Source organism: Mycobacterium heidelbergense (assembly GCF_050205645.1).
GTDB classification, from domain to species: domain Bacteria; phylum Actinomycetota; class Actinomycetes; order Mycobacteriales; family Mycobacteriaceae; genus Mycobacterium; species Mycobacterium heidelbergense_A.
The window spans coordinates 106,892-125,026 of sequence record NZ_JBNMQT010000005.1; the positions used below are offsets into that span (position 1 = coordinate 106,892).

21 protein-coding genes are annotated in these 18,135 nt (G+C 66.3%); 13 read left to right on the forward strand and 8 right to left on the reverse strand.

Annotated elements, in window-relative coordinates; all coding sequences use genetic code 11:
• The first annotated feature begins 7 nt into the window (after window positions 1-7).
• Window positions 8-535, forward strand: coding sequence for a peptide-methionine (S)-S-oxide reductase MsrA (msrA, locus tag ACQI5H_RS07210; protein WP_427078708.1), 528 nt, complete (start codon window positions 8-10; stop codon window positions 533-535).
• 4 nt (window positions 536-539) lie between these two features.
• Here msrA and ACQI5H_RS07215 read toward each other — a convergent pair whose 3' ends face one another.
• Window positions 540-1,865, reverse strand: a complete 1,326-nt coding sequence (locus ACQI5H_RS07215) for a cytochrome P450 (protein WP_427078709.1) — start codon at window positions 1,863-1,865, stop codon at window positions 540-542.
• Window positions 1,866-1,988: 123 nt separating this feature from the next.
• Here ACQI5H_RS07215 and ACQI5H_RS07220 point away from each other — a divergent pair, with 123 nt between their 5' ends.
• Both ACQI5H_RS07220 and ACQI5H_RS07225 read left to right on the forward strand, forming a co-directional pair.
• Window positions 1,989-2,606, forward strand: coding sequence for a TetR/AcrR family transcriptional regulator (locus tag ACQI5H_RS07220; protein WP_427078710.1), 618 nt, complete (start codon window positions 1,989-1,991; stop codon window positions 2,604-2,606).
• A 9-nt stretch (window positions 2,607-2,615) separates the two neighbouring features.
• Window positions 2,616-2,828, forward strand: coding sequence for a TOBE domain-containing protein (locus tag ACQI5H_RS07225; RefSeq protein ID WP_427078711.1), 213 nt, complete (start codon window positions 2,616-2,618; stop codon window positions 2,826-2,828).
• A gap of 28 nt (window positions 2,829-2,856) precedes the next feature.
• Here the strand turns inward: ACQI5H_RS07225 and ACQI5H_RS07230 are convergent, their stop codons facing one another.
• Both ACQI5H_RS07230 and ACQI5H_RS07235 read right to left on the reverse strand, forming a co-directional pair.
• Window positions 2,857-3,759, reverse strand: coding sequence for an alpha/beta fold hydrolase (locus tag ACQI5H_RS07230; RefSeq protein ID WP_427078712.1), 903 nt, complete (start codon window positions 3,757-3,759; stop codon window positions 2,857-2,859).
• Between the two features lie 21 nt (window positions 3,760-3,780).
• Window positions 3,781-5,019: a sulfotransferase family protein gene (locus tag ACQI5H_RS07235; protein WP_427078865.1), complete on the reverse strand. Its 1,239-nt coding sequence runs from the start codon at window positions 5,017-5,019 to the stop codon at window positions 3,781-3,783.
• A gap of 43 nt (window positions 5,020-5,062) precedes the next feature.
• On the opposite strand from ACQI5H_RS07235, the gene ACQI5H_RS07240 reads away from it, so the two are divergent.
• Both ACQI5H_RS07240 and ACQI5H_RS07245 read left to right on the forward strand, forming a co-directional pair.
• Window positions 5,063-5,638: a TetR/AcrR family transcriptional regulator gene (locus ACQI5H_RS07240; RefSeq protein WP_427078713.1), complete on the forward strand. Its 576-nt coding sequence runs from the start codon at window positions 5,063-5,065 to the stop codon at window positions 5,636-5,638.
• Complete coding sequence (locus ACQI5H_RS07245; protein ID WP_427078714.1) at window positions 5,635-6,741, forward strand: DUF1214 domain-containing protein; 1,107 nt, start codon at window positions 5,635-5,637, stop codon at window positions 6,739-6,741. The genes ACQI5H_RS07240 and ACQI5H_RS07245 overlap by 4 nt, the downstream gene beginning before the upstream one ends.
• Window positions 6,742-6,748: 7 nt before the next feature.
• On the opposite strand, the gene ACQI5H_RS07250 is transcribed toward ACQI5H_RS07245, so the two are convergent.
• Both ACQI5H_RS07250 and ACQI5H_RS07255 read right to left on the reverse strand, forming a co-directional pair.
• Window positions 6,749-7,864: a fatty acid desaturase family protein gene (locus ACQI5H_RS07250; protein WP_427078715.1), complete on the reverse strand. Its 1,116-nt coding sequence runs from the start codon at window positions 7,862-7,864 to the stop codon at window positions 6,749-6,751.
• A 10-nt stretch (window positions 7,865-7,874) separates the two neighbouring features.
• Entirely contained in the window at window positions 7,875-8,990 is a 1,116-nt protein-coding gene (locus ACQI5H_RS07255; RefSeq protein ID WP_427078716.1) for a flavin reductase family protein, read from the reverse strand.
• 70 nt (window positions 8,991-9,060) lie between these two features.
• On the opposite strand from ACQI5H_RS07255, the gene ACQI5H_RS07260 reads away from it, so the two are divergent.
• On the forward strand, window positions 9,061-9,735 hold the full coding sequence (locus tag ACQI5H_RS07260; RefSeq protein WP_427078717.1) for a TetR family transcriptional regulator: 675 nt from the start codon (window positions 9,061-9,063) through the stop codon (window positions 9,733-9,735).
• Between the two features lie 10 nt (window positions 9,736-9,745).
• Here ACQI5H_RS07260 and ACQI5H_RS07265 read toward each other — a convergent pair whose 3' ends face one another.
• Window positions 9,746-10,351, reverse strand: coding sequence for a GNAT family N-acetyltransferase (locus ACQI5H_RS07265; protein WP_427078718.1), 606 nt, complete (start codon window positions 10,349-10,351; stop codon window positions 9,746-9,748).
• Window positions 10,352-10,402: 51 nt separating this feature from the next.
• Between ACQI5H_RS07265 and ACQI5H_RS07270 the strand changes: the two genes are divergently transcribed.
• Complete coding sequence (locus tag ACQI5H_RS07270; protein WP_427078719.1) at window positions 10,403-11,503, forward strand: F420-dependent hydroxymycolic acid dehydrogenase; 1,101 nt, start codon at window positions 10,403-10,405, stop codon at window positions 11,501-11,503.
• 99 nt (window positions 11,504-11,602) lie between these two features.
• A complete protein-coding gene (locus tag ACQI5H_RS07275; RefSeq protein WP_427078720.1) occupies window positions 11,603-12,895 on the forward strand; it encodes an acyl-CoA dehydrogenase family protein in 1,293 nt (430 codons plus the stop codon).
• 113 nt (window positions 12,896-13,008) lie between these two features.
• Here the strand turns inward: ACQI5H_RS07275 and ACQI5H_RS07280 are convergent, their stop codons facing one another.
• Window positions 13,009-13,464: a MaoC family dehydratase gene (locus ACQI5H_RS07280; RefSeq protein ID WP_427078721.1), complete on the reverse strand. Its 456-nt coding sequence runs from the start codon at window positions 13,462-13,464 to the stop codon at window positions 13,009-13,011.
• Between the two features lie 38 nt (window positions 13,465-13,502).
• Here ACQI5H_RS07280 and ACQI5H_RS07285 point away from each other — a divergent pair, with 38 nt between their 5' ends.
• The 5 genes from ACQI5H_RS07285 to ag85C all read left to right on the forward strand — a co-directional run bounded on the left by ACQI5H_RS07285 (window position 13,503) and on the right by ag85C (window position 17,363).
• Window positions 13,503-14,000 carry a metallophosphoesterase family protein gene (locus ACQI5H_RS07285; RefSeq protein ID WP_427078722.1) on the forward strand — a complete coding sequence of 166 codons (498 nt, stop codon included), beginning with the start codon at window positions 13,503-13,505 and terminating at the stop codon, window positions 13,998-14,000.
• A gap of 57 nt (window positions 14,001-14,057) precedes the next feature.
• Window positions 14,058-14,519 (forward strand): MarR family winged helix-turn-helix transcriptional regulator, encoded by a 462-nt coding sequence (locus tag ACQI5H_RS07290; protein ID WP_427078723.1) that lies wholly within the window; start codon window positions 14,058-14,060, stop codon window positions 14,517-14,519.
• Window positions 14,516-15,334, forward strand: coding sequence for an ATP-binding cassette domain-containing protein (locus tag ACQI5H_RS07295; protein WP_427078724.1), 819 nt, complete (start codon window positions 14,516-14,518; stop codon window positions 15,332-15,334). The genes ACQI5H_RS07290 and ACQI5H_RS07295 overlap by 4 nt, the downstream gene beginning before the upstream one ends.
• The gene (locus tag ACQI5H_RS07300; protein WP_427078725.1) at window positions 15,324-16,148 is read left to right on the forward strand and encodes an ABC transporter permease; all 825 of its coding nucleotides are present in this window, start codon (window positions 15,324-15,326) and stop codon (window positions 16,146-16,148) included. Before ACQI5H_RS07295 ends, ACQI5H_RS07300 begins: the two co-directional genes overlap by 11 nt.
• A 222-nt stretch (window positions 16,149-16,370) precedes the next feature.
• A complete protein-coding gene (ag85C, locus tag ACQI5H_RS07305; protein WP_427078726.1) occupies window positions 16,371-17,363 on the forward strand; it encodes a diacylglycerol acyltransferase/mycolyltransferase Ag85C in 993 nt (330 codons plus the stop codon).
• A 67-nt stretch (window positions 17,364-17,430) separates the two neighbouring features.
• Here the strand turns inward: ag85C and ACQI5H_RS07310 are convergent, their stop codons facing one another.
• Window positions 17,431-18,123: a YoaK family protein gene (locus ACQI5H_RS07310; protein ID WP_427078727.1), complete on the reverse strand. Its 693-nt coding sequence runs from the start codon at window positions 18,121-18,123 to the stop codon at window positions 17,431-17,433.
• Window positions 18,124-18,135: the final 12 nt, after the last annotated feature.

The following is an 18,135-nucleotide window of genomic DNA, read 5'->3' on the forward strand; positions in this document are numbered from 1 at the left end:
GCATGCAATGAGCGATTCCCAAAAAGAGCCCCGAAAAGCGGTTCTGGCCGGCGGCTGCTTTTGGGGAATGCAAGACCTGATCCGCAAACAGCCCGGCGTGATCTCGACGCGGGTCGGCTACAGCGGCGGCGACACCCCCAACGCGACCTACCGCAACCACGGCACGCACGCCGAGGCCGTGGAGATCGTCTACGACCCGGCGGTCACCGACTACCGCGCGCTGCTGGAGTTCTTCTTCCAAATCCACGATCCGACAACGAAAGACCGGCAGGGCAACGACAGGGGCCCCAGCTACCGGTCGGCGATCTTCTACACCGACGACGAGCAGAAGCGCGTCGCGCTGGACACCATCGCCGACGTCGAGGCGTCCGGCCTATGGCCCGGCAAGGTCGTGACGGAGGTCAGCCCGGCCGGGGATTTCTGGGAAGCCGAGCCCGAGCACCAGGACTACCTACAGCGCTACCCCGGCGGATACACCTGTCACTACATTCGCCCGGGCTGGAAGCTGCCGCGCCGCGCCGACGCGAACCGCTGAACGCTCAGCGCCTGCGCACCACGATGCGTCCGCCGTCCTTCGGGGTGTAGGCGACACCGCGGCAGTGCCACCGCTCTCCCGGCGCCGGGTTGGTCTCGATAGTGAAGTGACGCAACACCGTTCGAAGCACCACGTCCATCTCCATGTTGGCGAACGCGGCACCCACACACCGCCTGGCCCCACCGCCGAAGGGAATCCACGCGAACGAGGACGGCTTGGTCCCGATGTAGCGCTGCGGATCGAAGCGCTCGGGGTCGGGGAAGACGCTCGGGTTCTCGTGTATCTGTGCAATGCTGACGATCATCGAATACCCGCGGGGAATGGTCCATTCGCCGAGTTGGTAAGTCGGTGGGTAGACCCGGCGAGCGGCGAAGTCGATCACTGTCCTGGCCCGTTGGACTTCCAGAATCGTCGCCTGGCGTAGCTCGCTGCCGCCGTTGTCGGCCTCCTCGACCAGGGCCGCCAGCAGGTCCGGGTGCCGGGTGATCCGCTCGAACGCCCAGCCGAGCGTGGCGGCGGTGGTCTCGTGCCCGGCGGCCAGCAGGGTGAGCAGCTCGTCGCCAATGTCCTTGCGCGACATGACCGAACCATCGTCGTAGGTGCTGCGCAGCATCAGCGCGAGGACGTCCGTGCGCTCTTCGAAGTTCGGATCCGACTTTTCGGCCGCGATCAGCTTGTCGATGACGATGTCGTACTGGCGCCGCCATTCGGCTAGCCGGCCCCACGGGCTGAATCGGCCATAGGTCCGCTTGGGCTTCGGCAGTGCGGCTAAGCGCGATCCCAGGGTGACCCACGGCGGGATGATCCGGCGCAGCTCGTCCAGTTCGGCCCCGTCGGCCCCGAAGACCGCGCGCAGGATGGCGTTGAGCGTGATGCGCATCGTCGACGGCATCGTGGCGAAGGGCTCGCCCTGCGGCCAACCCGCACTCTCGCGCAGCGTCTCCTCTTCGATGATCGCCTCGTAGTTCTTCATGCTCTTGCCGTGAAAAGGCGGCGCCAGCAGCCGCCGCCGGCGGCGGTGATCGTCGCGGTCGAGCGCGAACACCGAGCCGCTCCCGAACATCCGGCTCAGGTTGGGCTGGATATTGCCGAGCTCGTCGGGGCTGGTGGTGAAGATCTGCTTGGCCAGGTCCGGCTCACCGACCACCACGACGCGGCCGAACATCGGAAGGTTGATCGCGAAGACGTTGCCGTAGCGGCGCGCCAGGAGTTTGATCATCCCCCGCCGCGACGTCGCGAAGAAGAGACCGCAGAGCGGCTTCGGGATCCGGGCGGCCGGGGGCAACTTCACTGCCTGGGAAACCGGTGGGACGGTGACTAATTCGCTCAATGCGTGCTCCCAACATCTGCCCCGGGGCGGGGTGGTACCGCGGTGTACCGCAGATCTTTCCCTGTACGGTACTCTGGAGTACCAAACCTGACAAGGTGCCGTACTCGCCGAAAGGGGTCGGCCGTGACATCAGCGGCTCTCGATGCCGTACGCGGCGATGCACCCGCCGAGCCGGACCCGTTTCGGTCACGCTTGCTCGACGGCCTCGCCACCTCGATCGGCGAACGCGGCTACCGCACCACCACGGTCGCCGACATCGTTCGCCACGCGCGCACGTCCAAGCGCACGTTCTACGACCACTTCGCCGGCAAGGAACAATGCTTCCTGGAGTTGTTGAGCGCGGACATCGAGGAACTCGGCGAAAGTATCGCCGCGGCAGTCGATCCCGAAGCGGATTGGCATCGGCAAATTCGCCAGGCCGTCGAGGCCTACGTCGAACGCATCGAGTCGCGGCCGGCGATCACGTTGAGCTGGATTCGCGAACTCCCGTCGTTGGGCGCCGTCGCCCGCCCCGTCCAGCGCCGTGGCCTGCAGTTGCTGTCCGGCCTGCTGATCGACCTCAGCGCCAGCCCCGGCTTCCGGCGGGCCGACCTGCCGCCGTTGACCGCGCCGCTGGCCGTGATCCTGCTGGGCGGTCTGCGCGAACTGACGGCGCTGGCCGTCGAGGACGGCAGGGCGGTCCGTGAGATCGTCGAACCCGCCGTCGATGCCTCCATAGCCCTGCTCGGGCCGCGGCACTAGGCTCGGGCGATGCGCCTATCTACCCGAAATCAACTCAAAGGGACCATCACGGAGGTCGAACTCGGCAGCGTGATGGCGATCGTGAAGGTCAAGCTAGACGGAGGCGATCAGGTCGTCACGTCCTCGGTCACCAAGGACGCCGCGACCGACCTCGGCCTCGCGGTGGGGCAGCCGGCGACCGTGTTCATCAAGTCCACCGAAGTCACGATCGGCGTCGAGTAACCCCGAAAAGCCCTGCCGCAGTTTGCAATTAGAGGCGAAGGAACGCGCGTATCCGGTCGAGCACCAGCTCGGGTCGCTGTTCGACGATCCAGTGCCCGGCGTCGTCGACCAGCTCCACCTCGAAATCGGTTATGCGCTCGGCGTATCCGTCGGTCAGATCGGCGGTGATCACCGGGTCTTTGGTGCCCGTCAGCCATCGAACGGGAACGTTGACCCGGGCCCCATCCTTGAGGTCGTACTCGCCACGCATCCAGCGCAGCATCTCCTTGGTCTGGAATGAGCGGTACCAGCGCGAGCCCGCCTCGGCGTGCCCGGGCTGTCGCATGCACTCGATGTACATCCGGATGTTTTCGTCGGGCAACGCGAAACCACCGCCAACCCAGGAACCCAGCAGCCGCACAAAGCGGGAGTCGGGGTTGCTGATGATCCGCGGACCGATGACCGGCAGCGAAATCGGGATCTGATACCAGAGCCGCCAGATGTTGCGGACCGTCGACGGACCGCGCTTCACCCAGGGCGCCAAGGTGTTCACTCCGAAAAAGCCGGTCACCTTTTCCGGATGGCGCAGCATCATGATGAACGCGACCGGCCCGCCCCAATCATGGGCGACGAGCTTCACCGTGGCGACGCCCAACCGATCCAGGACGCCGGCGAGGTCGTCGGCCATCTCGCTCTTGAGGTAACTGGTGCGCGGCGCCGAACTCCAGCCCGAGCCACGCAGGTCGGGACACAGCACCCGGTAGCCGTCGGCGGCCAGCGGCCCGATCATCTCGTGCCACTCCCACCAGTTCTCCGGGAAGCCGTGGACGAGCATGACCGCCGGCCCATCCGCCGGACCGGCATCGGCGACGTGGATGGTGACTCCGTCGCCCAGGTCCACGTACCTGTGTTCCAAAGTGACAGAGCCGTCCAGTGCGGGCATGGTGACCATGCTCCGAAGGTAGCGGACGCCCTATATCAGAAAACGCTCGACGTACGGCGCGAAGCGCGCCCGCAGATCGTCCTGGCTCAGGCCGAACATCTCGCACGACGTCTCGACGTTGCCCAGCCGGCCGCGCTGGTGGCCCGACAGGTAGGCCCCGATCGCCGCGCGCGCTTCCTCGGTGAACGGTTCGCCGGCCAGCGCGTAGACCCGTTCGGCGACGCCGAGTTCGTCGGCCATGAAGTCGTCGAAACGGATGTCGATCGAGCGGTCCGCACCGATGGTGTCGCGGTCGCGGATGAGCGCGCCGAGCATGTCCTCCAGACGGTCGATCCAGGAGCTCGCGATCCGCTGCACCGGCACCGGGGAGCGGTGCATGCGGGCGGAGTAGGTGATCATCGCGATCATCGACAACGCCACCGGCACCGGGTCGCGATGTGTGAACACGACGATGCTGTCGGGGAAGACACGGTTCAGCACCGGCACCTGCTCGAGATGCTGGGGCGACTTCAGCAGCCAACGCCGGCCGCCGCGCAGGAACTGCATCGCTTTGAGTTGCCGCGCGAGGTACTCGTAGTGCGGCGTCTGGTCGTGGGCCTGGTAGTAGTCGCGCCACCGGGGCACGTCGCCGAGCGTCTCGAAGAGCATCGTCGAGAAGTCGTTGGCCAGGAGCTGGATCTCCTCGTGGACATGGTCGGTGGTCATCTCGTGCATGAGCGCGAAATGCGGCATCACGGTGTTGATCACGCTGACCGCGACGTCCATCCGCGCCCGCCGCGGATCCGGATCTTCTGGGTTCCGGCCGGCTTCCGCGGGCAGCGGGAACGGCTCGACGCTCTCCCAATACGGCATCGTGCGGAAGGTCGGCGGCGCAGCCAGCAGATTGTGCAAGTGGGTGGTGCCGGTGCGCGGCAGGCCGGCGATCACCACCGGCGCTCGCAGCTCGATGTCGTCGATCTCCGGATGACGGCCCACCAGGTCGGTCAGCAGCAGCCGGTTCTTGAGCAATTGCAGTAGCTGCCCATAGAAGTTGACGACCCCTCCCCCGTGCAGCCCGTCGATGTCCCGTAGCGCGCCGAGGTAAACGTCGAGCCGTTCGCGGTAATCGGCGGCGCCGAAATCGTCCAGGCCGGTGTCGGAGCTGGCCCGCGCATGCAGCGCGTCGGCGTCAAGCGGGCATTGCGGGGCCATCGCGGCCATCATGTCGAGGATCTGCTGCGCCTCGGTGCTGAACCGGGGCTGGGCCAGGTCGTCGAGGCGGACGTTCATCGCGGCTTTGGTCACGGCGACTTATGTTACTCTGAGTTTCGTAATGGTAGTAGACCTCGGTCGCCCCCGTGACCCACGTATCGACGGCGCGGTGCTGCGCGCCACGATCGAACTCCTCGCCGAGAACGGCTATCCCGGCCTGTTGGTGTCCGCCATCGCCGAGCGGGCCGGCACCAGCAAGCCCGCGATCTACCGGCGCTGGCCGAGCAAGGCGCATCTGGTGCACGAGGCGGTGTTCCCGATAAGCGCCGCAACAGAGATTCCCGACACCGGTTCGCTGCCCGAGGACCTGCGAGAAATGGTGCGCCGGTCGATGGCCGTCCTGACCACACCGGCCGCCAGGGCGGCCCTGCCCGGGCTGGTCGGCGAAATGGCGGCGGATCCGACGTTGCATTCGGTGCTGTTGGAGCGGTTCGCCGGCATCATCGGCGGAGGTCTCGCCGAGCGGCTCGAGGCCGCCGCGGCCGCCGGCGAGGTCCGAGCCGACGTCACGGCGGCCGAACTGGCGGAGGCCATCGCCGGCATCACGCTACTGGGCTTGCTCACCCGCGGCGCCGAACTCGATGACGCGTGGGTCGAACGCACAACCACGTTGCTGCTGAAAGGAATCCGTGCATGACCGAACACGAATCGACCGCCGCATGGCGCGAGCTGGTGACGACCATCGGCGAGCTCGACCGCACCTTCCTCGAGGGCGATCGCGCGGTCACCGACGACCGGCACGTCGCCGACGGCTACCGCATGCTCGCGACCACCTTGGGCGTGGCGTTCGATACGTACCTGTTCCCCGAGCCCGGCCACCCGCAGTTCGTCGCGGTCAACACCCCGTTCCGCCGCGATCGTCGGTGGGGCGGCGACAACACCGACGCCTACTACTTCCTGTGCCCGGTCGATCCGAACCGGCGCTACCGGATCAGCGGCAACAAGGGTGACAGCGTGTACTTCTCGGTGACGGCGTACAACGAACCGTCGCCCGGGGCATGGTCGGACCGGGTCGTGGCGATCGTCCGCGACACCGACCTCGACGTCGACGCGCAGGGCAACTTCAGCTTCGAATTCCCCGCGACGCCGGATGCGGCCGTGCTGATGACCCGTGACTACCAAGCCGACCCGCTGACCGGGCGCCCGGTGGCCTGGCAGATCGAGGCCCTCGACGAGCCGGAGCCGATACGGCACGGTGACGCCGAAACCGCCGCCCGGCTGCGGGCGACGGCGGCCTGGTTGCGCATGATGTTCGCCATCGTGCCACTGGCCGTCGGCACACGGGTCGACGACGAGCACGGACTCGGGCACGAGACCGCGCACGCCGCAAACGAATTCGCCGCTCCGTATCAGGTGCCCGACGCCAACTTCGGCTGGTCGGCGCGCGACGCGTGCTATTCCTACGGCAGCTTCGTGCTCGACGACGACGAAGCCCTGGTCATCACGCACCGACCTCCGTCGTGCAGGTTCTGGAATCTGGTGGTGTGGAATCAGTTCATGGCCACGTTCGGTGCATCGGATGCCCGCTGCTCCATCAACGGCCACAGCGCCGCGCTCAACAGCGACGGCTCGGTGACCATCGTCTTGTCCCGCGGGATCACGGCCCACCCGAATTCACTGACCGCACTGGGCTATCCGCGCGGCAACCTCGCCTTCCGGTGGTTCCTTGCCGACGGCGTGCCGGCACGGCCCGAGGTGAAACTCGTAAAGGCGGCGGACGCACCCACGGAAGTCAGCTAGCGCCGCTCTACGCGGCGGTGGGCACCTCTTCGGCCGGCTCGCGTTGCCCCGCGCGCAGCGCCGGGAATTTCACCGAGTCCGGGAAGGCCAGCTTGACGATTTTGCGGACGACGGTGCCGAACTGGCGCAGTAGCGGGCCCTTGTTGTACGGAATGCCGTAGCGCGCGCAGATCTCCTGCACCTCGGGTGCGATCTCGGCGTACCGGCGGGCCGGCATGTCCGGGAACAAGTGGTGCTCGATCTGGTGCGACAGGTTGCCGGACAGCAGATGGAAGAGCCTGCCCCCGGTCAGGTTCGCCGAGCCGAGCACCTGGCGGAAGTACCACATGCCGCGGGACTCGTCCTTGGTCTCCTCGACGGTGAATTCCTGTGTGCCGTCCGGGAAGTGGCCGCAGAAGATGATCATGTAGGACCACACGTTGCGCATCAGGTTGGCCGTCAGGTTGCCGGCGAACACGAACGGCGCGAACGGACCGGCCAGCAGCGGGAAGGCGACGTAGTCCTTGAGCGACTGTCGGCGCGTCTTCTTCCAGATGGCCCGAAGGACGTCGCGCTTGTCGTCCAGGCTGATCTCGCCGGAGCGGATGCGCTCGGTTTCCAGCTCGTGCAGCGCGACGCCGTACTGGAACAACACCATCAGCAGGAACGCGTAGACCGGGTTGCCTAAGAAGTACGGCGTCCAGCGCTGGTCTTCGCTCATCCGCAGGATGCCGTATCCGATGTCGCGGTCCATCCCCACGATGTTGGTGTGGGTGTGGTGCATGTAGTTGTGCGAGTGCCGCCACTGGTCGGCCGGGCAGGCGGTGTCCCATTCGAAGGAGCGCCCGGAGATCGTCGGGTCACGCATCCAGTCGTACTGGCCGTGCATGATGTTGTGCCCGATCTCCATGTTGTCCAGGATTTTCGCGACGCCCAGCATCGCGGTGCCCACCAGCCAGGCCGGGGGCAGGAACAACAGGGCGCGTCCGCCGACCTCCAGCGCGCGCTGGGCTTTGATGACGCGGCGGATGTAGTCGGCGTCCTTCTCGCCGAGGTCTGCCATCACGCGTTCCTTGATGGCGTCGAGTTCGCGGCCGAAGGCGTCGGCCCGTTCGGCGGTCAGGGTGATCTTGTTGGGTGTCATGACTTTCCTCCTAGAGGGATAGGTCGACGTCGCCGACGGGGACGGACACGCAGATCTGGACGTCCTCGTCGGGGCAGGTCGAGACGGCGCCGGTGACCAGGTTGCGCACCGTGCCGGCCGTCTTGCGCCGGGTGCAGGTGTGGCAGATTCCCATGCGGCAGCCGTTCTCGGGGGTCAGGCCGGCTGATTCGGCCTGCTCCAGCAGCGAGCGGCCGTCGTCGACGACGTCAATGCCGCTGTCCGCGAACGTGACTCGGCCGCCGGATGGGTTCGCCGACGGCTCGAAGGCCGGCGGCACGAAGCTTTCGGTGTACACGTTGTCGCAGTGCTCGCGGACCGCCTCGACCAATGCCGCTGGCCCGCAGACGAATACCGCATCCGGCGACGGCATCGCGGCGTCCAGGTGCTCACGCCCGAAGCGGCCGGCCAAATCGCCGCCGTCGGCGCGGGTGTACCCGTGCAGCACCCGCACGCCGGGCAGGCCGTTATGGGCGACAAGTTCCTCGCGGTAGCAGGCCTCGGCGGCGCTGCGCGCGTAGTGGATGAACGCGATCTCGGCGCCGGGATTGTGCGAATGACGCTCGGCGATCAGCGTCCGCAGCATCGCCATGACGGGCGTGATGCCGCTGCCGCCGGAGACGAACAGGATGCGCCGCGGTCGCTGCGCCGGCAACACGAAGTCTCCGCCGACGCCTGCCAGGCCGACCACCATGCCGCGACGGGCGCGCTCATACAGGTAGGTCGAGACCAGCCCGCCGTCGTGGTGACCGATCGTCAGCTCCAGGTACGAGCTGCCTTCGGCGTTGGCGGGCGAATAGCAGCGGGTGTGCCGCCGGCCGTCGATGTCCACTGTGACGTTGACGTACTGACCCGCCGTGACGGTGTGGGCGGACGCGAAGGCTTCGTTCGGTGCGAGGGTGAGGGTGACGCTGCGCGGAGTGGTCCGGCGGACGTCGACGACTTTGGCGCGGCCGTCTCCCGACGTCCAGGTCGGCTCCACCAGCTCGGTGTAGCGGTCGACTCCGTGGGGACCCGTGAGCAGGTCGACCAGGTCGGAACCCAGGACTCGCTTCTGGAAAGCTTTGACAAAGCGCCGACCGGAGGTCTGAGCGGTTTGAGTGAACATATGTACACCGTGCGCCCGCCTGCCCCAGCTAGTCAAGGGTTTCTACCCGTATGTGGTAGGGTTCACAATAGTGAACAGTCGTACTCCTGGCTCACGGTCGCGTAAGTCCGGCCGCGAGAGCTCACGCGAAAGCCCCTCGCGCGGCGAGCGCAAGGAGGCGACCCGGCGTGCCATCATCGCCGCGGCCCTCAAGCTGCTGCAGGACCGCAGCTTTTCCAGCCTGAGCCTGCGTGAGGTGACGCGGGAGGTCGGGATCGTGCCCGCCGCGTTCTATCGGCATTTCGAGTCGATGGAGGCGCTTGGGCTGGTGCTGATCGACGAGTCGTTTCGCACGCTTCGGGACACGCTGCGCGGGGCGCGGGCGGGCAAGCTCGACCCCACCCGCGTGATCGAGTCGTCGGTCGAGATCGTCGTCGCCAGCATCACCGAACGCCGCGAGCACTGGCGGTTCATCTATCGCGAGCGCTCGGGCGGAGTCACCGTGCTGCGCTATGCGATCCGCACCGAGTTGCGCCTGATCACCTCCGAGCTGGCAACCGACCTGGCACGATTCCCCGGCCTGCACGAGTGGAGCACCGAGGATCTCAACGTGCTGGCGACGCTGTTCGTCAACGCGATGATCGTCATCGCCGAGGCGATCGAGGACGCCCAGAGCACCGAGGCCCTGGAAGACGTGCGCCGCCTTGCGGTCAAACAACTGCGGCTGATCACGATCGGCATCGCCGGCTGGCGCAGCAGCCCCTGATCCCCTGCCGCTACCGCGGCGCCCGCCACATCGCCCACATCGTCGGGCCGCCGTCGGGCAGCACGATTTCGCGGGTGACCGTGAAGCCGAAACGCTCGTAATACGGCACGTTTTCGCGTTTCGTCGACTCGAGGTACGCAGGGCAGTACTCGGCGTCGCAGCGGTCGAGCCGCGACCGCATCAGGACCTGACCGAAGCCCTGGCCCCGCACCGACGGATCGCTACCGATCACGGCCAGATACCAATGCGGCTCCTCGGGGTGGACGCGCTTCATCAGTTCCTGCACCGCGCGTCCCCGCATCGAACGCGGACCGAACACGCGGATGAACGTCGGCGTCATCGCCAGCTGCCCCCAGCGCGTTTCCTGCCAGTGATTCGGCGGATCCCACAGCGCCGCCGCACCGACCCCCGGCCCGTCGCAGGCCAGCTCCACGCCGCCGAGGCCCAGATGGTGGTGCCGGGTCATCGTCGTGAACAACCGGCGCAACTGCGCGATCCGGGCTTTCTCGTCGGGAAGGAGCCAGACCATCACCGGATCGTCGTAGAACGCGCGGGCCAACGTGCGCGCCAGCGCGCCGAGATCGTCTTTCCGCGCCGGGCGCGCCTGTGGACTCACACAGGTCAGGCTAGCGAGTGTCGTCCGCAGCGCGACGGGTATTCCGGCCCGATGACTGGGATCTCACGGCGGACACTCGGCCGGATGGCCGCGGGTGCCGGCGTGCTCGCAACGGCCGGATTGTCGGGCGCTTGCGGCAAACCCGGGAACGACCGCTCGACGCCCACCGCGCCGGCGCCGGCGCCGGCGGGCAAGGGTGTGGGATTCGTTCTCTCGCACGAGCAATTCCGCACCGATCGGCTGGTGGCACAAGCCCGAGCGGCCGAAGAGGCGGGTTTCGGTTACGTGTGGGCCAGCGACCACATCCAGCCCTGGCAGGACAACGAGGGCCATTCGATGTTCCCGTGGCTGACGCTGGCGTTGGTCGGTAGCAACACCAGCCGCGTTTCCTTCGGCACCGGCGTGACCTGCCCCACCTATCGCTATCACCCGGCGTCGGTGGCGCAGGCGTTCGCCTCGCTGGCGATCCTCAATCCGGGACGGGTGTTCTTGGGCGTGGGCACCGGTGAGCGGCTCAACGAACAGGCCACCACCAACGCGTTCGGCAAATACACCGAGCGCCACGACCGGTTGGTCGAGGCCATCGGATTGATCCGCCAGCTATGGAGCGGTTCACGAATTTCCTTCGCCGGCCGCTATTTTCAGACGAACTCGTTGAAGCTCTATGACGTTCCCGAAACGCCGCCACCGATCTTCGTGGCGGCCGGCGGGCCCAAAAGCGCGACACTGGCCGGCCAGTACGGCGACGGATGGATCACCCAGGCCCACGACGTGACCAACCCGAAGCTGCTCGCCGCATTCGCCGCCGGCGCGAAAGCCGCGGGCCGCGATCCCGCCGGCCTGGGTAAGCGTGCCGAAATGTTCGCCGTCGTCGGCGACGGCACCGAAGCCGCGCGCGCCGCCGGCCTGTGGCGGTTCACCGCCGGGGCCGTCGACCAGCCCAATCCCGTCGAGATCCAGCGCGCCGCCGAATCGAACCCGATCGACAAGGTGCTCGCCAACTGGACGGTCGGCACCGACCCCGCCACCCACGTCAACGCGGTGCAAGCGGTGCTCGACGCCGGTGCCGTCCCGTTTTTGCACTTCCCTCAGGACGACCCCGTCGCAGCGATTCACTTCTACCGCACCAACGTGCTACCCAAGCTGCACTAGTGGTTAGCAGCGCCGCGTCGAGGTAGCTGCGCGGGCGCATCTACGATGGCTTGATCGACGAGGCCGGCGCGAAGCTGCGCTGGAGAACGGTTGGCCACGGTGTGGGACTTCGAAACGGACCCCGAGTACCAGGCGAAGCTGGACTGGGTCGAAAAATTCATGGTCGACGAGCTGGAACCGCTCGATCTGGTCGCGCTTGATCCTTACGACAAACAGAACGCCGAGACGATGGCCATCCTGCGACCGTTACAGAAGCAGGTGAAGGACCAGGGACTGTGGGCCGCGCATCTGGGACCCGAGCTCGGCGGTCAGGGCTTCGGCCAGGTCAAGCTCGCGCTGCTCAACGAAATCCTCGGGCGCTCCCGTTGGGCACCGTCCGTATTCGGCTGCCAAGCGCCGGATTCCGGCAACGCCGAGATCCTCGCGCTGTTCGGCACCGACGAGCAGAAGGCGCGCTATCTGCAGCCACTGCTCGATGGCGAGATCTCTTCCTGCTACTCGATGACCGAGCCGCAGGGCGGCTCCGATCCCGGGATGTTCGTGACGAGTGCAACCCGCGACGGTGACGACTGGGTTATCAACGGCGAGAAGTGGTTCTCCTCCAACGCCAAGCATGCGTCGTTCTTCATCGTCATGGCCGTCACCAAGCCCGACGCCCGCACCTACGACAAGATGTCGCTGTTCATCGTTCCGGGCGAGACGCCCGGCATCGAGATCATCCGCAACGTCGGGGTGGGAGGCGAGTCGAAGCACGGTTCGCATGGCTACGTCCGTTACAACGACGTCCGGGTACCGGCCGATCATGTGTTGGGCGGCGAGGGATCGGCGTTCATGATCGCGCAAACCCGCCTCGGCGGCGGCCGAATCCACCATGCTATGCGCACAATCGCGTTGGCACGCAAGGCTTTTGATATGATGTGCGAGCGTGCGGTGTCACGCAAGACCAGGAATGGCCATCTGTCCGACTTCCAGATGACGCAGGAGAAGATCGCCGACAGCTGGATTCAGATCGAGCAGTTCCGGCTGCTGGTGCTACGCACCGCGTGGTTGATCGACAAGCATCACGACTATCAGAAGGTGCGCCGCGACATCGCCGCGGTGAAGGTCGCCATGCCCCAGGTGCTCCACGACGTCGCGCAGCGCGCGCTGCACCTGCACGGCGCGCTCGGCGTCTCCGACGAGATGCCGTTCGTCAAGATGATGGTGGCCGCCGAATCGCTGGGCATCGCCGACGGCGCCACCGAATTGCACAAGATGACGGTAGCCCGCCGGACGTTGCGCGAATATCAGCCCGTGACAACGCCTTTCCCGTCGCAGCACATCCCCACCCGGCGCGCGGAGGCCCAGGCCCGGCTGGCCGAGCGCCTGGAACACTCAATCGCCGAGTTCTGACGGCGCGCCCTACCCCATCCGCGACACATAAACCTTTGCGACGACACGCCAAGAAACTTCGCAGCAGTTTATGTTTCGCGGCTGACGGCGCGTCGGCTGCCTGCGCCGCGGCGTCAGGAGATGTAGCGGACGATGCTTTCGGCCACGCACGCCGGCTTCGGCGCTCCGTCGATCTCGACGGTGGTCGACACGATCGCCTGCACGGCGCCGTTGCCGAGGTCGTCGACACTGACCAGTGAGCTCTGGGCGCGCACGCGCGACCCGACCGGTACCGGCGCGGGGAAGCGAACCTTGTTGAGGCCGTAGTTGATCGCGAGCTTGATGCCGTTGACCGTGTACATCTGGTGCTGCAGGCGCGGCAACAGCGACAGGGTCATGAAGCCGTGGGCGATGGTGCCGCCGAACGGGCCCGCGGCCGCTTTCTCCGGGTCGACGTGGATCCATTGGTGATCGCCGGTCGCGTCGGCAAACAGATTGACGTCGTTCTGGGTGATGGTCACCCAGTCGCTCTGCCCGATCGTCTCGCCCGCCGCGGCGGCGAGGTCGGCGACTGACTCGAAGGTGCGCATTCGGTGTTCTCCTCTGCTCGCGGGTAAGCATAGAACTCGTGAGGCTGCTGCTGATCGCCGATACCCACGTCCCGCGACGGGCTCGCGACCTGCCCGCGCGGGTGTGGGACGAGGTCGCCGCCGCGGATGTCGTCGTGCACGCGGGCGATTGGGTGGTGCCCGAGCTGCTCGACGAGCTGGAAGGCAGGGCCGCCCGGCTGGTGGCGTGCTGGGGCAACAACGACGGGCCCGCGTTGCGCGCGCGGTTGCCCGAACGGGCCGACTCGATGCTGGACGGCCTGCACCTCACCGTGGTTCACGAAACGGGTGCCGCGGCGGGACGGGAGGCGCGCATGTCGGGGCTCTATCCGGACAGCGATGTGCTGGTGTTCGGGCACAGTCACATCCCGTGGGATACGACGACACAAACGGGGTTACGGCTGCTCAATCCCGGTTCCCCCACCGATCGGCGACGGCAACCATTCTGCACTTACATGACCGCGAGCGTCGAGAATGGGGTGCTCACCCGCGTCGATCTCCATCGCCTCGAAAAGTAGCCGACGTCTAACTCCCGCACAGCTCGCACACATATTTAGCTCGCAAACAGAGCTATTATGGATGCTATGCAGACGCGCACCGACTTGGTCACCGAGGTGTTCGGCGTGGTCGGACGACTCCGCCGGCAGCTCCGCCGATCGGCCGGCCGCGGCCTGGATTCCGGGCGGCTCACCGAGTCGCAGTCGGAGCTGTTGTGGCTCGTCGGGCGGCGACCGGGGATCTCGGTGCGCCGCGCCGCCGCGGAGCTCGGGTTGGTACCCAACACCGCGTCAACCCTGGTCTCCAAGCTGGTGGCGAACGGGTGGCTGATCCGGACCGTGGACGAGACAGACCGGCGCGCCTGCCAGCTACGGCTCGCCGAGCCCACCCAGCAGGTCGTCGACGCATCGCGCGCCGCGCGGCGCGCGCTGATGTCCGAGGTGCTCGGCGAACTGGACGACGACCAAATCGAATCTCTGACAAAGGGATTGGAGGTCCTGGACACGATGACCCGACTATTGCAGGAGCGAAGCTCATGAGCCTGCCGATGGCGATCGACTGCCGGCACCTGACCTACCGCTACGGCCAGTTCACCGCGGTCGACGACCTGACATTGCAAGTGCGCCCGGGCGAGACGATGGGCCTGCTGGGTCCCAACGGCGCGGGAAAGACCACCCTGGTCCGAATGCTCACCACGCTGACCCCCATCCAGCAGGGTGAATTGCGCGTTTTCGGACTGGACTCCCGCCGCCAGACCACCGATATCCGAAGCAATATCGGCTATGTGCCACAACAGCTTTCGATCGAGCCGGCCTTGACGGGTCGCCAGAACGTGGAGTGGTTCGCCCGGTTGTACGGCGTTTCCCGCGCCGATCGCGCCGAGCGCGTCGAACAGGCGCTGGCCGCCATGGAACTGCTCGACGTGGCCGACCGGCTGGCGGGAACCTACTCCGGCGGCATGGTGCGCCGGCTGGAGGTGGCCCAGGCGCTGGTCAACCGCCCGTCGCTGCTGGTACTCGACGAGCCGACGGTCGGACTGGACCCGATCGCACGTGACGGCGTGTGGACGCAGGTGCAGAACATGCAGGCCCGGTTCGGCATGACCGTATTGCTCACCACCCATTACATGGAAGAGGCCGATGCGTTGTGCGATCGCGTCGCGCTAATGCATCGCGGCGTGTTGCGCGCGGTGGGTACGCCCGCCGACTTGAAGGCCCGGGTATCCAAGGTGTCGCCCGGTGCGACGCTCGAGGATGTGTTCCGGCACTACGCGGCCTCTGACCTGGATTCGCCGGCCCCGTCCGATTTCCGCGAAATCCGGTCCAGCAGAAGGGTTGCCAGCCGTGCCAGTTGACCAAGCCTTCAAAGACCCGGCGGTCGTAATTCGCGCGCCGCGCGGATGGCAACGCGTCCGTGCGACAGCGGGGCGCATCGGGGCCTTCGCCATCGTGGAAATGCAAAAGCTGCAGCACGACCGGACGGAACTCGTCACCCGCATGATCCAACCGGCGCTGTGGCTGCTGATCTTCGGTACCACGTTCAGCAAGTTGCACGTCATCAACACCGGGTCGGTCTCGTATCTGGCCTTCCTGGCGCCCGGCATCATCGCCCAGTCGGCGCTGTTCATCTCGATCTTCTACGGCATCCAGATCATCTGGGACCGCGACGCCGGCGTGCTCGCCAAACTCATGGTGACGCCGTCGCCCGCGTCCGCGCTCATCACCGGAAAGGCGTTCGCGGCCGGGGTGCGATCGGTCGCACAGGTCGTCGGCGTGCTGGCGCTGGCGTATGTGATGGGCATCGGGCTGACCATGAATCCGCTGCGCGTGCTCGCGGCGATGGCCATCGTCATGCTCGGTGCCGCGTTCTTCGCCTGCCTGTCGATGACGCTGGCGGGACTGGTTCGCAGTCGCGATCGGCTGATGGGCATCGGTCAGGCCATCACGATGCCCTTGTTCTTCGCCTCCAATGCGCTGTACCCGGTCGACGTGATGCCCGGGTGGTTGCACGCGCTGAGCGTGGTCAACCCATTGAGCTACGAGGTCGACGCCCTGCGGGCCTTCTTGATCGGCACGCCACTGAATCCGTTGGACATCGTCGTGTTGGCGGTGGCTGCTGTCATCGGAATTGCGACGGCCTCGACACTGTCACGCCGCCTCGTTGCCTAGCGGAAAGCGATAGCGCAGTTGCCATCTCATGTGAAGGCAGCGGGGCGCTTCCGATAGCCAATTGTGATCCGGCCGTGACGATTTCAGGCCGACGCCCAATCGTTGCCTAACCGCGACTTCAAACTCCGGCCGTGACAGCCGATTTGCGCGCTATCCCTGTGTTTCACTCCCCGAGAACGGATTCGACCGCTGCTCGCGGCAGATGAAGGATGGGTAGGAGCTATGAAGTTCGTTGAGAAGTTGCGTGGCGCAGCGGCAACCATGCCGCGCCGGCTGGCTGTCGCGGCCATCGGGGCCGCCCTGTTGAGCGGTCTGGTCGGTGCTGTCGGCGGCTCGGCGACCGCGGGGGCATTCTCCAAGCCGGGTCTTCCAGTGGAATATCTGCAGGTGCCGTCGCCGTCGATGGGCCGCAATATCAAGGTTCAGTTCCAGGGCGGCGGACCGCACGCGGTCTACCTGCTCGACGGGCTGCGGGCCCAGGACGACTACAACGGCTGGGACATCAACACGCCGGCTTTCGAGGAGTTCTACCAGTCCGGCCTGTCGGTGATCATGCCCGTCGGCGGCCAGTCCAGCTTCTACAGCAACTGGTATCAGCCGTCGCAGGGCAACGGTCAGAACTACACCTACAAGTGGGAAACGTTCCTGACCCAGGAGATGCCCAGCTGGCTGCAGGCGAACAAGCAGGTTTCGCCGTTCGGCAACGCGGTGGTGGGTCTGTCGATGTCGGGTGGCTCTTCGCTGATCCTGGCCGCGTACTACCCGCAGCAGTTCCCGTACGCCGCGTCGCTGTCGGGCTTCGTCAACCCGTCCGAGGGTTGGTGGCCGACGCTGATCGGCTTGGCGATGACCGACTCGGGCGGCTACAACGCCAACAGCATGTGGGGTCCGTCCTCCGATCCGGCGTGGAAGCGCAACGACCCGATGCTTCAGATTCCGCGGCTGGTCGCCAACAACACCCGGATCTGGATGTACTGCGGCAACGGCACACCCAGCGATCTCGGTGGCGACAACATGCCGGCGAAGTTCCTGGAGGGCCTGACGCTGCGCACCAACGAAACCTTCCAGAACAACTACGTGGCCGCGGGTGGACGCAACGGCGTGTTCAACTTCCCGGCCAACGGGACACACTCGTGGCCCTACTGGAACGCCCAGTTGGTCGCGATGAAGCCCGACATCATTCAGGTGCTCAACAGCGGCAACAACGCCGCTTAAGAGACGCCTGACGCCCCCTAATCAGCATCGGCAGCAGCGCCCCGGTCAGCGCTGCTGCCGATGCTTTTCACTGCCCCGACTCGTCCAGCAGAGCCCGGCGATCCTGGTGAAAATAGGTGTATCCGGTGGTCAACGCGCACACGACCGAGGCGACCACCAGCATCAAGGTGCCGTTGACGATCAGGCTGACAGCCCCGCCCGCGGTCGCGCCCGCGACGAAGCTCGCGAAAAGCAGGAAGTAGCCGAGCCAGTCCGATGCGCTCCCCCCGGCGATGTGGCGTTCGATGCCCTGGCCCATCTTGACCAGCGTGCCGGTCACATAACTCAACGGAACCGACACCTCGCCATCCTTGACGAACGACGTGTTCAAGGCGCCAATACCGAAGACCACCAGCATGATTGGCGCGAAATCAAGAGGATTGTCTTTCCATCCCTCGTCGATGATGTCCACCACCGTGGCGGCCAGCAGACTGATGGTCGTCAGCACCGTCGGACCGTGCGGATGCGCCACCCAGAAATGCCGCCTAAACACCGACGCCACCACCACGCCCGCCACGAAGCACAGCATCAGCAGCGCGGCGGTAATGGACAACACCACGTCGTCGCGGAAGTACCCCAACACGGCACGTTGGGCGTTCCCGGTCATGAACGTCACGAAATAGCCGGCGGAATGGGTGAACGCCGTCGCCCCCAACACACCGGCCAGCCCGGCCAGCACCCACGACAACCGCGCCTCACTGTCGAAAATCTCATTCGCCACACGGACATGCTT

Excerpts from the sequence above, each read along its gene's own strand:
- msrA (WP_427078708.1), top strand. The coding sequence starts at position 8 with ATGAGCGATTCCCAAAAAGAGCCCCGAAAAGCGGTTCTGGCCGGCGGC.
- ACQI5H_RS07225 (WP_427078711.1), top strand. The coding sequence starts at position 2,616 with ATGCGCCTATCTACCCGAAATCAACTCAAAGGGACCATCACGGAGGTC.
- ACQI5H_RS07230 (WP_427078712.1), bottom strand. The coding sequence starts at position 3,759 with ATGGTCACCATGCCCGCACTGGACGGCTCTGTCACTTTGGAACACAGG.
- ACQI5H_RS07235 (WP_427078865.1), bottom strand. The coding sequence starts at position 5,019 with ATGAACGTCCGCCTCGACGACCTGGCCCAGCCCCGGTTCAGCACCGAG.
- ACQI5H_RS07240 (WP_427078713.1), top strand. The coding sequence starts at position 5,063 with ATGGTAGTAGACCTCGGTCGCCCCCGTGACCCACGTATCGACGGCGCG.
- ACQI5H_RS07245 (WP_427078714.1), top strand. The coding sequence starts at position 5,635 with ATGACCGAACACGAATCGACCGCCGCATGGCGCGAGCTGGTGACGACC.
- ACQI5H_RS07250 (WP_427078715.1), bottom strand. The coding sequence starts at position 7,864 with ATGACACCCAACAAGATCACCCTGACCGCCGAACGGGCCGACGCCTTC.
- ACQI5H_RS07255 (WP_427078716.1), bottom strand. The coding sequence starts at position 8,990 with ATGTTCACTCAAACCGCTCAGACCTCCGGTCGGCGCTTTGTCAAAGCT.
- ACQI5H_RS07270 (WP_427078719.1), top strand. The coding sequence starts at position 10,403 with ATGACTGGGATCTCACGGCGGACACTCGGCCGGATGGCCGCGGGTGCC.
- ACQI5H_RS07280 (WP_427078721.1), bottom strand. The coding sequence starts at position 13,464 with ATGCGCACCTTCGAGTCAGTCGCCGACCTCGCCGCCGCGGCGGGCGAG.
- ACQI5H_RS07290 (WP_427078723.1), top strand. The coding sequence starts at position 14,058 with ATGGATGCTATGCAGACGCGCACCGACTTGGTCACCGAGGTGTTCGGC.
- ACQI5H_RS07295 (WP_427078724.1), top strand. The coding sequence starts at position 14,516 with ATGAGCCTGCCGATGGCGATCGACTGCCGGCACCTGACCTACCGCTAC.
- ag85C (WP_427078726.1), top strand. The coding sequence starts at position 16,371 with ATGAAGTTCGTTGAGAAGTTGCGTGGCGCAGCGGCAACCATGCCGCGC.